12 protein-coding genes are annotated in these 13,422 nt (G+C 71.5%); 10 read left to right on the top strand and 2 right to left on the bottom strand.

Annotated features, from left to right (window positions below):
• Window positions 1-128: 128 nt before the first annotated feature.
• Both AB0D93_RS03540 and AB0D93_RS03535 read left to right on the top strand, forming a co-directional pair.
• Window positions 129-1,070 carry a 5-dehydro-4-deoxyglucarate dehydratase gene (locus AB0D93_RS03540; protein WP_362112254.1) on the top strand — a complete coding sequence of 314 codons (942 nt, stop codon included), beginning with the start codon at window positions 129-131 and terminating at the stop codon, window positions 1,068-1,070.
• Window positions 1,067-2,230 carry a hypothetical protein gene (locus AB0D93_RS03535; RefSeq protein WP_362112251.1) on the top strand — a complete coding sequence of 388 codons (1,164 nt, stop codon included), beginning with the start codon at window positions 1,067-1,069 and terminating at the stop codon, window positions 2,228-2,230. Before AB0D93_RS03540 ends, AB0D93_RS03535 begins: the two co-directional genes overlap by 4 nt.
• Here the strand turns inward: AB0D93_RS03535 and AB0D93_RS03530 are convergent.
• The gene (locus tag AB0D93_RS03530) at window positions 2,167-3,399 is read right to left on the bottom strand and encodes an MFS transporter (RefSeq protein WP_362112248.1); all 1,233 of its coding nucleotides are present in this window, start codon (window positions 3,397-3,399) and stop codon (window positions 2,167-2,169) included. The two genes, AB0D93_RS03535 and AB0D93_RS03530, sit on opposite strands and share 64 nt — an antisense overlap.
• Window positions 3,400-3,543: 144 nt before the next feature.
• Here AB0D93_RS03530 and AB0D93_RS03525 point away from each other — a divergent pair, with 144 nt between their 5' ends.
• The 8 genes from AB0D93_RS03525 (at window position 3,544) to AB0D93_RS03490 (ending at window position 11,921) form a co-directional block, all read left to right on the top strand.
• Entirely contained in the window at window positions 3,544-3,990 is a 447-nt protein-coding gene (locus tag AB0D93_RS03525) for a DUF6010 family protein (RefSeq protein WP_362112245.1), read from the top strand.
• A gap of 4 nt (window positions 3,991-3,994) precedes the next feature.
• On the top strand, window positions 3,995-4,576 hold the full coding sequence (locus AB0D93_RS03520; RefSeq protein WP_362112240.1) for a TIGR03086 family metal-binding protein: 582 nt from the start codon (window positions 3,995-3,997) through the stop codon (window positions 4,574-4,576).
• 443 nt (window positions 4,577-5,019) lie between these two features.
• On the top strand, window positions 5,020-5,781 hold the full coding sequence (locus AB0D93_RS03515) for an MBL fold metallo-hydrolase (RefSeq protein WP_362112237.1): 762 nt from the start codon (window positions 5,020-5,022) through the stop codon (window positions 5,779-5,781).
• 132 nt (window positions 5,782-5,913) lie between these two features.
• Entirely contained in the window at window positions 5,914-6,588 is a 675-nt protein-coding gene (locus AB0D93_RS03510) for a GntR family transcriptional regulator (protein WP_362112234.1), read from the top strand.
• Window positions 6,585-7,496, top strand: a complete 912-nt coding sequence (locus tag AB0D93_RS03505) for a dihydrodipicolinate synthase family protein (protein WP_362112231.1) — start codon at window positions 6,585-6,587, stop codon at window positions 7,494-7,496. Before AB0D93_RS03510 ends, AB0D93_RS03505 begins: the two co-directional genes overlap by 4 nt.
• Window positions 7,493-9,214 carry an L-arabinonate dehydratase gene (gene araD, locus AB0D93_RS03500; RefSeq protein WP_362112228.1) on the top strand — a complete coding sequence of 574 codons (1,722 nt, stop codon included), beginning with the start codon at window positions 7,493-7,495 and terminating at the stop codon, window positions 9,212-9,214. The genes AB0D93_RS03505 and araD overlap by 4 nt, the downstream gene beginning before the upstream one ends.
• A gap of 181 nt (window positions 9,215-9,395) precedes the next feature.
• Window positions 9,396-10,193, top strand: a complete 798-nt coding sequence (locus AB0D93_RS03495; protein ID WP_362112225.1) for an HAD family acid phosphatase — start codon at window positions 9,396-9,398, stop codon at window positions 10,191-10,193.
• A 330-nt stretch (window positions 10,194-10,523) separates the two neighbouring features.
• The gene (locus AB0D93_RS03490) at window positions 10,524-11,921 is read left to right on the top strand and encodes an NCS2 family permease (RefSeq protein ID WP_362112222.1); all 1,398 of its coding nucleotides are present in this window, start codon (window positions 10,524-10,526) and stop codon (window positions 11,919-11,921) included.
• Between the two features lie 36 nt (window positions 11,922-11,957).
• Here the strand turns inward: AB0D93_RS03490 and AB0D93_RS03485 are convergent, their stop codons facing one another.
• Complete coding sequence (locus tag AB0D93_RS03485; RefSeq protein ID WP_362112219.1) at window positions 11,958-13,409, bottom strand: penicillin-binding transpeptidase domain-containing protein; 1,452 nt, start codon at window positions 13,407-13,409, stop codon at window positions 11,958-11,960.
• Between the last annotated feature and the right edge of the window lie 13 nt (window positions 13,410-13,422).

The following is a 13,422-nucleotide window of genomic DNA, read 5'->3' as shown; positions in this document are numbered from 1 at the left end:
GTGACGGGCGGGAATCCGCTGCTCGATTGCCCGTTCGGGCGCTTGACCGGCTCCCTCGCGGGCCCGTAGCGTGAGGTCGTTCAGAAATATGGACGCCGATCAGAAACATGCACCGACAGGGAGCGCCCGTGACGCCTGCCCCTCTCGCCGCCCGGCTCCGCGACCCGAGCGGGCCGCTCTTCTTCCCGGTCACGGCCTACGGACCCGACGGCTCGGTCGACCTCGACGTCTACCGCACCCACGTCCGCAGGGGCGTCGCGGCCGGTGCCGCCGCCGTGTTCGCCTGCTGCGGCACCGGGGAGTTCCACGCGCTGCTGCCGGAGGAGTTCGAGGCCTGCGTCCGGGTGGCGGTGGAGGCGGCCGAGGGGCGCGTCCCGGTGGTGGCGGGCGCCGGGTACGGCACCGCGCTCGCCGTCCGTTACGCGCGTCTGGCCGCGGCGGCGGGCGCCGACGGCCTGCTGGCCATGCCGCCGTACCTCGTCGTCGCCGGGCAGGAGGGCCTGCTGCGGCACTACCGCGAGGTCGCCGCGGCCACCGCCCTGCCGGTGATCGTCTACCAGCGCGACAACGCCGTCTTCACCCCGGCGACGGTGGTCGAACTCGCCCGCACCGACGGGATCACCGGCCTCAAGGACGGCCTCGGCGACCTCGACCTGATGCAGCGGATCATCAGCGCCGTACGCACCCAAGTCCCCGGCGACTTCCTGTACTTCAACGGCCTGCCCACCGCCGAGCAGACCCAGCTCGCCTACCACGCCCTCGGAGTCACCCTGTACTCCTCGGCCGTCTTCTGCTTCGCACCCGAGATCGCCCTCGCCTACCATCGCGCCGTGACGACGGGCGACACGGCGACCGTGCGGCGCCTCCTGGACGGCTTCTACCGCCCGTTCGTGGAACTGCGCGACCAGGGCCGCGGCTACGCCGTCTCCCTGGTCAAGGCGGCCGTACGACTGCGCGGGCTTGACGTCGGCGAGGTCCGGCCCCCGCTGCACGAGCCCGCGGAGGACCACATCAAGCAACTGGCCCAGCTCGTCGAACGCGGTTACGCGCTGCTGGAGGAGGGCGCGTGAAGGCGTCGGCGTTCGTCTATCCCTGGGACGTGTGCGGGGATCCCGGGGCACCCGCGCGCATCGCCGCGCTCGGTGTGGAGCAGGTGACGCTCGCCGCCGCCTATCACTCCACCCGCGCCCTGACCCCCCGCCACCCCCGCCACCGCATCGTCACGGCCGAGTACGCGGCCGTCCTCTACCCCCCGGGCGACCGCTGGGCGGGCCGTGGCCTGCGCCCCTACCCAGCGGGCCGCTGGGCCCCGGGCGACGCCCACGGCGAGGCGGCGCAGGCCCTCGCCGCGGCCGGCCTGGAGGTGCACACCTGGGTCGTCCTCGCCCACAACTCCCGCATGGGCGCCGAGCACCCGGACACCTCCGTCGTCAACGCCTACGGCGACCGCTACCCCTGGGCGCCCTGCATCGCCCAGCCCGCCACGCGCGCGTACCTGGCCGACCTGGCCGCCGAGGCCGCCGTACGCCCCGGCGCGCAGGGCACCGAGCTGGAGTCCCTCGGCTGGTACGGGCTCCAGCATCTGCACGCCCACGACAAGATCTCCGGGGTCGGCCTGGGCGAGGCCGGGCAGTACCTGATGTCCCTGTGCTTCTGCCCGTCCTGCCGCGCCGGCTACGGCGAACAGGGCCTGGACCCCGACGGGCTGGCCGCCTCCGTACGGGCCGCGCTGGAGCCGCTGTGGCGGGGCGCGGCGGCCGACGAGGGCTGGCCGACGGTGGCGAAGCTGCTCGGCGAGGAGACGGCGGCCCGCACGCGGGCGTGGCGTGACGACACCGCGGGCACCCTCCAGGAGGAGGCCGTCACCGCCGTACGCGCCGAAGCCCCGGCCGGTTTCCAGGTGTTGCTGCACGCCGACCCGGTCTCCTACCACTGCGGTGCCAACGCCGGTGTCGACCCCGCCCGTGTCCTCGCCGTCGCCGACGGCGTGGTGGTGCCCTGCGCCTCGGGCACGTCCCTGCTGGCGCCCTTCGCCGAACACGCCCGCGAGGAGACGGTGCTGGCCGCCAACCTCACCGTCGTCACCGGGATGGGCGGCAGCCCCGGCACCCTCGCGGCGGACGCGGCACGCGCGCGTGCGCGGGGCGCCACCGAACTGCGGCTCTATCACGTGGGGTTGGCGTCGGACCGGGACCTCGCCGTGGTGCGTGGGACGCTGTCGGCGCGCTGAAGCAGCCGGGCCGCCGTCACGAGCAGCGCGAGGCCGTACAGCGGCAACAGCACAGCGGGGGAGGCGAGTTCGACCAGTCCGGCGCCGGCGGCCAGGCCGATGACGTTGGGCGTGAAGACCAGGGTGTTGGCCGTCGCCGTGGCCCGGCCGAGCAGCGGGCCGGGCGTCTCCCGCTGGACGGCGGTGAACGCCGCGACGAGCACGCAGGGCAGGCCCAGACCGATCGCCGCGGCGGACGCGAGGGCCACCGCGTCCACCGGCACGGCACGCGCGGCCACCGCGAGCGCCGTCAGCGCGATCCCCGCCGCCGCGAACCGGCGCCCGCCGAACCGCCGCAGCGCGGCGCCCGAGACGAGCCCCGCCGTCACCGAACCGGCGCCCTGGACGGAGTACAGCACGCCCGTCCAGGCGGGGGTGTGGCCGAGGCGGTCCACGACGGCGTACACCGTCGTGCTGCTCAGCGAGGCGAGCAGCATCGTCGTACCGCCCGCCCGGACCAGTGGGCGCAGCCCGGGGTGACCCCACAGATACCGGACGCCCTCGGCGGTCTCCGCGCGCCAGTCGCCGCCCGGCCGCACGGGCCGCTCCTCGTGCACCCGCAGCAGCGCGCACATCCCGGCGGCGACCACGAACGTGCCCGCGTCCAGACAGGCCACGGCCGGACCGCCGAAGGCCGCGTACAGACCCGCCCCGGTCAGCGGAGCGACGAGCTTCATGCCCTCCGTGACGGTCGTCCGCAGTCCGCCCAGATCGCCGCGGAGGTCCTCGGGCACGGTCGCCACGACCAGGGCCGACTCGGCGGCCTCGGCGACGACGGCGACGGTGCCGTACAGGAGCAGGACGGTGAACAGCAGCCACAGCCCGTCGGGTGAGCGGAGACAGAACAGTGTCGGGAGGGCGGCCGCGAGCCCCAGGTCCAGGCCGATGAGCAGGGGCTTGCGCCGCACGCGGTCGGCGATCGTGCCCAGCACCGGGCCGGCGAGCGCGGGGGCCCACGCGGCGAACACGCACAGGGCGGGCAGGCTGTCGGACCCGGTCAGGTCCCTGACCCACACGCCTGCCGCGAGCGACAGCGAGGAGGTGCCGAACGCGGACACCGTCAGTCCCGTGAGATACAGCGCCGCGTCGCGGTCGCGCAGGACGCGCAGCAGCGGCCAGGAGGTCGTCATGCCTGGTCATCGTGGGTCCAAGGGGGACTGGTGCGGATCGGTGAGATGCCGTATTCCGGGCCCTGTCCCTGTCGGCGGCAATCCGTCGGAACCTGTCGGTTATCCCCCTGGGGCGCGTACCGGCCGGAACCTACTGTCGGCCACATGCGTTACATCGCCCCGATCCTGATCGGTCTCCTCTACGTCCTCCTCATGTCCCTGATCCCCGAACCCCACCGGCGCCGCTTCAACGCGGTCATGGTCGCCGGTGCGGGCGCCGCCTACCTCAGCGGCGGTGGCCTCGGCGGCTGGGAGTTCGCGTTCACCGCGGTCGCCACCTGCGTCGCCTACAAGGGCCTGGACTCCTGGGCCTGGACCGGCGCCGGCTGGCTGCTGCACACGGTCTGGGACGTCGTGCACCACCTCAAGGGGCACCCGATCGTGCCGTTCGCCCACGACTCCTCGTTCGGCTGCGCGCTGTGCGACCCGGTGATCGCGGTGTGGTGTCTGGGCGGCGGGCGCTCGCCGTGGGAGCGGCTGCGTGGTACCGATGAATTCCGGCGGGCCGGCCGGTCTGCCCTTCGTACGAGGAGTGCAACCGTGAAGGAGTAGCGGCATGACCATGATCGACCTCGGTCCGCAGGCCAGAATGCTGTCGGGGCTGGCCGACACGGTGACCGACGAACAGCTCACGGCCGCCACACCGTGCCCGGACCTCACGGTGCGGAATCTGCTCGGCCACATCCACATGCTCTCCGTGGCCTTCCGCGACGCGGCCCGCAAGGACCTCGGCGCGACGACCGACACCAGCCCGACCGCCGCCGCCTGGGACATCGGCCCCGGCTGGCGCGAGGAGCTGCCCAGGGCCCTGGACGAGCTGGCCGACGCCTGGCGCGATCCGGACGCGTGGACCGGCATGACCCGCGCGGGCGGGGTCGACCTGCCGGGTGAGGTCGCCGGTGCCGTCGTCGCCGACGAACTGGTCATCCACGGCTGGGACCTGGCCCAGGCCATCGGCCGCCTCTACGCCCCCGACCCCGCCGCCCTGGACGTGGCCCACGGCTTCCTGCTCGTGGCGGCCGAGGACCCGGACCGCGGCGGCGGCCTCTTCGGCCCGGTCGTTCCGGTGACGGAGGACGCCTCCCTGCTGGAGCGGGCGGTGGGCCTGAGCGGCCGGGACCCGAGGTGGCGTCCGTGACCGAGCAGGAGGGCATCCGCGACCCGAGTACGCGCACCGGTGTGGCGGTCCCCGGTCGCGCCGGTTCACTGCCCGCAGGACGAAACAGCACATCGCGCCGCTCACGGGACCGGCCGACCGGCGTGAGCGGGATTCCCACGCCTGGGTGACGCCGGCGACCGCGACGGCACTGATGAGCGCGCTCCTGGAGCTTCGGCCGGCTCTTCCCCGGCGGCCCGCTCTCCGCCGTCGCCCTGCTCCCGGCCTGGCTGCTGCCCTGGAAGCGCCGCTGGTCCGTGCCGCGTGCCCGGACAGCGCTCCTCGCCCTGGTGCCGCCCCTCGGGGTGCTGTTCCTGGTGTTCACGCCGCCCGCCCCGTGAGGGAGCGGGCACGGACACCGAAAGCTCCCGTTCCGCTTGTCCGGTGGACGACGGTGACGCCACCGGGAGCCGTACTCTCCCCCCATGCCACTCACCCTCACCGTTCTCGGCACCGCCTCCCCGCACCCCGGCCCGGACCGGCCCTGCTCCGGGTACCTGCTGTCCGGCGGGGGCGCCGAGGTATGGGTGGACGCGGGGCCCGGAACGTTCGCCGCGTTGCAGCGGCACACGGATCCCGCGCGGCTCACCGCCATCTGGATCTCCCATCTGCACGCCGACCACAGCGCCGACCTGCTGTCCGCCGCCTACGCGTTCGCCTTCGGCGGGATGACCCCGGCCGCGCCGATCCCGGTGTACGCCCCGCAGGACTGCGCCCACCGGCTGGCCGGTTTCCTCGGACGGGCGGACGTCGGCTTCCTCAAGGGCGTCTTCGACTTCCGGGCCCTGTACGACGGCCATGACGTCCGGCACTGGAACCTCCGCCTCACGGCCCGCACCGTCGCCCACGACGCCGAGGCGTACGGGCTGCGCGCCGAATGCCAGGGGAGCGTGCTCGCCTACTCCGGGGACAGCGGCCCCTGTGCCGCGCTCGCCGGACTCGCCTCCCGCGCCGACCTGTTCCTGTGCGAGGCCGGCATCGACGCGCATCGCGGCGGCGCGTTCCAGGAGCAGGTGCATCTGACGCCGGAGGACGCCGGGCGCATCGCCCTCGACGCCCGGGTACGGGAACTGCTCGTCACCCACGTCGGCCCCACGCTCACCCGTGAGACGGCCACCGCCCGCGCCGCCGCGGTCTGCGGCCGACCCACCCGTACCGCCGTCGAGGGCGCCGTCCACACCGTCTGAGAAGCCCCGGCTTCGTTTCAACGGCTTCTTTTGTCAGAAGCATTGACGAAAGCCCGGCCCCCTCCTACCTTCAACGCGTCGTACTTCGTACGTCATATATGAGACGCGATACGTGAGATCCGAGAGGGCCGCATGACCTCTGTGCCCACCCCGATCCCGTCCCGCACGCAGTACGTGCTGGACGCGATCAAACACCGCATCCTGACCGGACAGTTGACGCCGGGTCAGGCCCTGGTCGAGACGGAGCTGGCCGCGCAGTTCGGGGTGTCGAAGACCCCGGTGCGGGAGGCGCTGAAGACACTCGCCGGGACCGGACTCGTCGTGATGAGCCAGTACAAGGGCGTCACGGTGCGCATGGTGGACGCGGACATGGCACGCGAGGTCTACGACGTGCGGCTGCTGCTGGAACCCGAGGCACTGCGCAGGGCCGTCGGACGGGGGGCCTCCCTCGACGCCGCGCGCGACGCCCTGACCCGCGCGGACGACGCCACCGACACCGCCGAACGCTCCCTCGCCAACCGGGAGTTCCACCGAGCCCTCTACCTGCCGTGCGGCAACCCGCTGCTCGGCCGGATGCTGGACGAGGTCCGCGACCAGGCCGCGCTGGTCTCCGCCGTCGCCTGGGCCGCCGACCCCTCCTGGGAACGGGAGGCCGCCGAGCACCGGGAGATCCTGCGGCTCGCGCTCGACGGCGACGCCGACGGCGCGGCGAGCGCCCTGCACGCCCACATCACGTCCTTCGTGGAGCGGGCCTTCCCCGCGGACGGCGAGGACACCGCCCCCCACTCGGAGGAAGGCCGTCGATGAGCAGGGTGACGTTCAAGACCCACCGGGCGGCCCTGGCCGACGTGGTGGCCATCCCGGTGACCCCCTTCGCCGCGGACGGCTCCGTCGACACCGGCGCCCACCGGGCCCTGCTGCGTCGCCTGCTCGACGGCGGGATCCGGACCCTCACGCCCAACGGCAACACCGGCGAGTTCTACGCCCTCACCCCCGAGGAGCGCCGTCTCGTCACCGAGTTGACGGCCGAGGAGGCGAGTGACCGTGCCGCGATCCTCGTCGGCGTCGGCCACGACCTGCCCACCGCCATCGCCTCCGCCCGGCACGCCCGCGACCTCGGTGCCGGGATGGTGATGGTCCACCAGCCCGTCCACCCCTACGTCTCGGCGGCCGGCTGGGTCGACTACCACCGCGCCATCGCCGAGTCCGTGCCCGGGCTTGGCGTGGTGCCGTACATCCGCAACGCCCAGCTGCCCGGCGCCCGGCTCGCCGAACTCGGCGACCACTGCCCCAACGTCATCGGGGTGAAGTACGCCGTACCGGACGCCGCACGGTTCGCGGCCTTCGCGCGGGACGCGGGCCTCGACCGCTTCGTCTGGGTCGCCGGGCTCGCCGAACCGTACGCCCCCTCCTACTTCTCCGCGGGCGCCACCGGCTTCACCTCCGGACTCGTGAACGTCGCCCCGGCCGTTTCGCTGAACATGATCGAAGCGCTTCGAGCGGGCGACTATCCGGCGGCCATGAAGGTCTGGGAACAGATCCGCCGCTTCGAGGAACTCCGCGCCGCCCACGCTTCCGCGAACAACGTCACCGTCGTCAAGGAAGCCCTCGCCGCCCTCGGCCTGTGCCGCCGGGACGTCCGCCCGCCGAGCAGGCCGCTGCCCGAGGACGAGCGCGCCGAGGTGGCCGCGATCGCCGCGGGGTGGTCTCTGTGAAGCGGCCGGAGGGCCTGAGAAGCCACCAGTGGTACGGCACGGACGGGCTGCGCTCGTTCAGCCACCGGGCCCGGACCCGGCAGCTCGGGTACCTGCCCGAGGAACATCTGGGCAAGCCCGTGATCGCCGTGCTCAACACCTGGTCCGACATCAACCCCTGCCATGTGCACCTGCGGGACCGCGCCCAGGCCGTGAAACGGGGCGTGTGGCAGGCCGGTGGGTTTCCGCTGGAGTTCCCGGTCTCGACGCTGAGCGAGACCTTCCAGAAGCCGACTCCGATGCTCTACCGGAACCTGCTGGCGATGGAGACCGAGGAACTGCTGCGGTCCTACCCGGTCGACGGGGCCGTGCTGATGGGCGGGTGCGACAAGTCCACGCCCGCACTGCTGATGGGTGCGGCCAGCGCCGACCTGCCCGCCGTCTTCGTGCCCGCCGGGCCCATGCTGCCGGGGCACTGGCGCAGTGAGGTGCTCGGGTCCGGCACGGACATGTGGACGTACTGGGACGACAAACGGGCCGGTCTCATCGGCGACTGCGAGCTGGCCGAGCTGGAGAGCGGGCTCGCCCGCTCGCCGGGGCACTGCATGACCATGGGTACGGCGTCCACGCTGACCGCCGCCGCGGAGGCCCTCGGTGTGACCGTGCCGGGAGCGTCGAGCATTCCCGCCGTCGACTCCGGGCACGACCGGATGGCGGCGAAGGCCGGGATGACGGCCGTGGAGCTGGTACGGAACGACCGCAGGCTGTCGCGGATCCTCACGCGTGAGGCCTTCGAGGACGCCGTCACCACCGTCCTCGGCCTCGGCGGCTCCACCAACGCCGTGATCCATCTGATCGCCATGGCCGGCCGCGCCGGGGTGAGGCTCACCCTGGACGACTTCGACCGCATCGCACGGACCGTGCCCGTCCTCGCCAACGTCCGCCCCGGCGGCCGGAAGTACCTGATGGAGGACTTCCACTTCGCGGGCGGCCTGCCCGGCTTCCTGTCCCGGATCACCGACCTGCTCCACCTGGACCGGCCGACGGTGTCGTACGACAGCCTGCGCGAGCAACTGCGGGGCGCCCGGGTGCACGACGACGACGTCATCCGCCCCCGGGACAACCCGGTGGCGAGCGAGGGCGGGGTCGCGGTGCTGCGCGGCAACCTCTGCCCGGACGGCGCGGTCATCAAGCACATCGCCGCCGAGCCGCACCTGCTGAAGCACACCGGCCCGGCCGTGGTCTTCGACGACTACAGGACCATGCAGCGCACCATCAACGACCCCGCGCTCGGCATCACCGCCGACAGCGTGCTGGTGCTCCGCAACGCCGGACCCAAGGGCGGCCCCGGCATGCCGGAGTACGGCATGCTCCCCATCCCGGACCACCTGCTCAAGCAGGGCGTGCGGGACATGGTCCGGATCTCCGACGCCCGGATGAGCGGCACGAGTTACGGCGCCTGTGTGCTGCACGTGGCCCCCGAGTCGTACGTCGGCGGCCCCCTGGCGCTGGTGCGCACCGGGGACCCGATCACCCTGGACGTCGCGGCCCGCAGACTGCATCTCCACGTCGGTGACGGGGAGTTGGAGCGCCGCAGAACCGCGTGGACACCGCCGCCCGTCCGCTACGAGCGCGGCTACGGAGTCCTCTACAACGGGCAGATCACCCAGGCCGACACCGGCTGCGACTTCGAGTTCCTGGCCCGGCCGGGCCACGTGCCGGACCCCTACGCCGGCTGACCCACGTGGCGAAAGAGGATCCTGACGACGGGCAGTACGACGATCGGCGCGACGATGGACCGACCGCCGGCGCGGATAAATGTGTATCGATCGGATAACAGGCCTCGCGGCGCCGGGTGTTATGCGCGTAGACAGTCTCCGACCTGGTACATCACTCTCATCCACCAGATCCGGAGAATCCATGCGGAAGTCCCACAGAGTCGTCGCCGCCGGTGCCGCCTGTGCTCTCGCCGGTGTCGCGCTGTACGGCGCGGGCGTGGCCACCGCCGGTCAGTCGACGGCGAACTCCACCCACGAGCCCTACAACATCGGGCAGTTGGTGAAGGACATCGACACCTACTACGGCACGACCGCCGACAGCAACGGCGTCTACCAGGCGTCCCCGGACAGCCCGTACGCCAAGGACCTGGCGCAGATCGACGCCGACGCCAAGCGGTACATCGACAAGGCTGCCCGCAGGGCGCACCGCCACGGCGAGAAGCCGGCCGTCATGTTCGACATCGACGACACGCTGCTGCTCAGCCTGGACTACGAGAAGCGGTACAACTACACGTACAACCCCACCACGTGGAACGACTACGTGAACCGCGCCGACCGCCCCGCCGTCTTCGGCAGCCCGGAGCTGGTCCGGTACGCCCAGTCCAAGGGCGTCGAGGTCTTCTACAACTCCGGTCTGTCCGAGGCCCAGCGCGCCGCCGCCGTCGCGAACCTGAAGAAGGTCGGCGCCGATGTGAACCTCGACGCCGACCACATGTTCCTCAAGGACAAGGCCAACCCGCCGGCCTACCTGAGCGACTGCGCCACCCCGGGCACCTGGAACTGCACGACCGTGCAGTACAAGTCCGGGACGCGCAAGCACATCGAGGACGACCTCGGGTACGAGATCATCGCCAACTTCGGCGACCAGTACTCGGACCTGGACGGCGGCCACGCGGACCGTACCTACAAGCTGCCGAACCCGACGTACTTCGTCAGCTGAGGCGGAAGCCGAGCCGACGCGCCAGCCGTACGTCCTGAGCAGCCGCTCGTACTCGGCCCCCGTCACCGGCAGCACCGTGCCGTGGCGGGGGCCGGCGGGCAGCGCGTAGCCGGTCGACGGGGCTGGAACTCCACGGAGGCGTCGTCGACGACTGTGCCCACGGGTGACCTCCTCTCGGTGCGGCTCTGGCCGTGACTGTACGGAGGGTCGGACAACGTATGGTCCACCGAACCAGATTCCGTAACACGGGGAAAACCTGAAACAGGTTGAACGGGGGAACAATCCAGCCAGCATCCGCAAGCCGATCATCACGTGGCGAGGAGTGGGACCATGTCAGTGGACCGGTACTTCAGGATCTCCGAGCGGGGATCCACGTTCAGCCGGGAGATACGCGGCGGCTTCGCCACGTTCTTCACCATGGCGTACATCCTTGTCCTGAATCCGATCATCCTGGGCAGCGCCAAGGACAAGTTCGGGCACACGCTGGACACCGGCCAACTGGTCACCGCCACCGCGCTGGTGGCGTGCGTGATGACGATCGTGATGGGTGTCGGCGGCAACCTCCCGCTCGCCATCGCCGCCGGCCTCGGCCTGAACGCCGTCGTGGCCTTCCAGTTGGCGCCCCTGATGAGCTGGGCCGACGCGATGGGCCTGGTGGTCCTGGAGGGGCTCGTCATCTGCCTGCTGGTGCTCACCGGACTGCGGGAAGCCATCATGAACGCGATCCCGCAGCAGCTGAAGCAGGCCATCGGTGTCGGCATCGGCCTGTTCATCGCGTTCATCGGCTTCGTCGACGCCGGGTTCGTCAGCCGGATCCCGGACGCCGCGCACACCACCGTGCCCGTACAACTGGGTGCCGTCGGACGCCTCACCGGCTGGCCCGTGCTCGTCTTCTGCCTCGGTGTGCTGCTGACCGTCGCGCTGCTGGCCCGGAAGGTGAAGGGCGCGATCCTCATCAGCATCGTCACGATGACGATCGTCGCGATCGTCATCAACGCGGTCGCCGACATCAAGAGCTGGGGCCTGACGACACCCAAGGTGCCCGACAAGCTCGTCGCCGCCCCGGACTTCGGGCTCATCGGTCACTTCAGCCTGTTCGGCGGCTTCGCCAAGGCCGGTGCCCTCACCGCCGTCCTGCTGGTCTTCACCCTGATCCTGTCGGACTTCTTCGACGCCATGGGCACGATCGTCGGCATCAGCGCGGAGGCCGGACTGCTCGACGAGAGGGGGCAGGTGCCGGGCATCGGCCGCGTGCTGTTCATCGACGGCGCCGCGGCCGTCGCCGGCGGTCTGGGCTCCGCCTCCTCCAACACCGCCTACATCGAGTCCGCGGCCGGCGTCGGCGAGGGTGCCCGCACCGGCCTCGCCAACCTCGTCACCGGCGGTCTGTTCGGACTCGCCCTCTTCCTCACCCCGCTGCTCACCATCGTCCCGCTCCAGGCGGCGGCGCCCGCGCTGATCGCGGTGGGCTTCCTGATGATGACCCACGTCAAGCACATCGACTGGGACCGGTACGAGATCGCCATCCCGGCGTTCCTCACCATCGCGGCGATGCCGTTCACCTACTCCATCACCGACGGCATCGGCGCGGGCTTCGTCTCCTACGTGCTCATCAAGACGGTGCTGGGCAGAGCGCGGGAGGTCAACTGGCTGCTGTGGGCCGTGTCGGTGCTGTTCCTCGTGTACTTCGCGATCGATCCGGTCGAGCAGGTTCTCGGGGTGAAGTAGGGGTGAGGGGGCGGTTCCCGGAACCGCCCCCCGACGTCACTTGAGTGCCGCCTGCATCATCGCCCTGGCCACCGGCGCCGCCAGCCCGTTGCCGCTGACCTCGGACCGCGCCGCGTCCGACTGCTCCACCATCACGGCGACCGCCACTTCCTTGCCGTTGCTGTCGGACTTGGCGAAGGACGTGAACCAGGCGTACGGCGTCTTGCTGTTGTTCTCGCCGTGCTGGGCGGTGCCGGTCTTGCCGCCCACGGTGGCGCCGTCGATCAGGGCGTTCGTGCCCGTGCCCTCCTTGACCACCGTCTCCATGGCCGACTGGAGCTGCTCGGCGGTGGAGGAGCTGACGATCTCCTTGTCGTCCGTGCTGTCGTCGTAGTTCTGCAACACGTCACCGCCACTGTCGGTGATCTGCGACACCATATGCGGCGAAACCAGCTTGCCGCCGTTGGCTATGGCCGCGGACACCATGGCCATCTGCAGCGGGGTCGCGGTGACGTCGAACTGGCCGATGCCGGACAGGCCGGTCTGCGCCTTGTCCATGCCGGAGGGGTACACGCTCGGGTAGGCGCGCACCGGCACGTCCTGCGAGTCGTCGTTGAACCCGAACTTCTCGGCCATGGCCTTCACCTTGTCCTGGCCGAGCTGGACGGCCATGTGGCCGAAGACGTTGTTGCAGGAGTACTGCAGGGCCCGGCGGATCGGGGCGTTCCTGCACGGCGCCGACTTGTTCTCGTTCGTCAGCGGACGCACGGTGCCCGGCAGGACGTACGGGTCGGGGCTGTCGGTCGGTTCGTCCACGTTCTTGTACAGCCCGTCCTCCAGCGCGGCCGCCGCCACGACCAGCTTGAACGTCGAGCCGGGCGGCAGCGGCTGGCGCAGCGCGCGGTTGGTGAGCGGCTTGTCCGCGTCCCCGTTGAGCCGCGCCCAGGCGGTGCCGGCCGTGTTGGCGTCCGTCAGCGCGGAGGGGTCGTACGACGGCGTGGACACGACCGCGAGGATCTTGCCGGTCTTCGGGTCGATCGCGACGGCCCCGCCCTTCTTGCCGCCGAGCGCGCGGTAGGCCGCCTTCTGCACGTCCGGGTCGATCGTGGTGAGCACGTTGCCCGGGTCGGCGCGCTTGCCGGTGAGCGTGTCCATCACGGTCTTCAGCCGGCTGTCCGTGCCGTTGAGCAGGTCCTTGTAGATGCCCTCCAGCTGCGTGGGCGCGTAGGCCTGCGAGGCGTAGCCCGTCACCGGCGCGTACAGCCTGCCGTCGGTGTACGTCCGTTTGTACGCGAGGTCGCCCGTCGTCCGGGTCGAGCCGGTGATCGCGTTCCCGGCCACGATGATGTTCCCCAGCGGCTGCGAGTACGTCTGGATCGCGTTCCGCCGGTTGTCGTTGTCGTCCGCGAGGGCCTTGCCGTCGTAGAACTGCACCCAGGTCGCCCTGACCAGCAGAGCGAGCACGAGCAGCAGCGCGAAGACGGACGCCCGCCTGATCGTCTTGTTCATCCCGCTTCGTAGA

It is taken from the genome of Streptomyces sp. NPDC048191, from assembly GCF_040652655.1.
Classification (GTDB): domain Bacteria; phylum Actinomycetota; class Actinomycetes; order Streptomycetales; family Streptomycetaceae; genus Streptomyces.
This window is presented reverse-complemented; position numbering and strand designations above follow the sequence as displayed.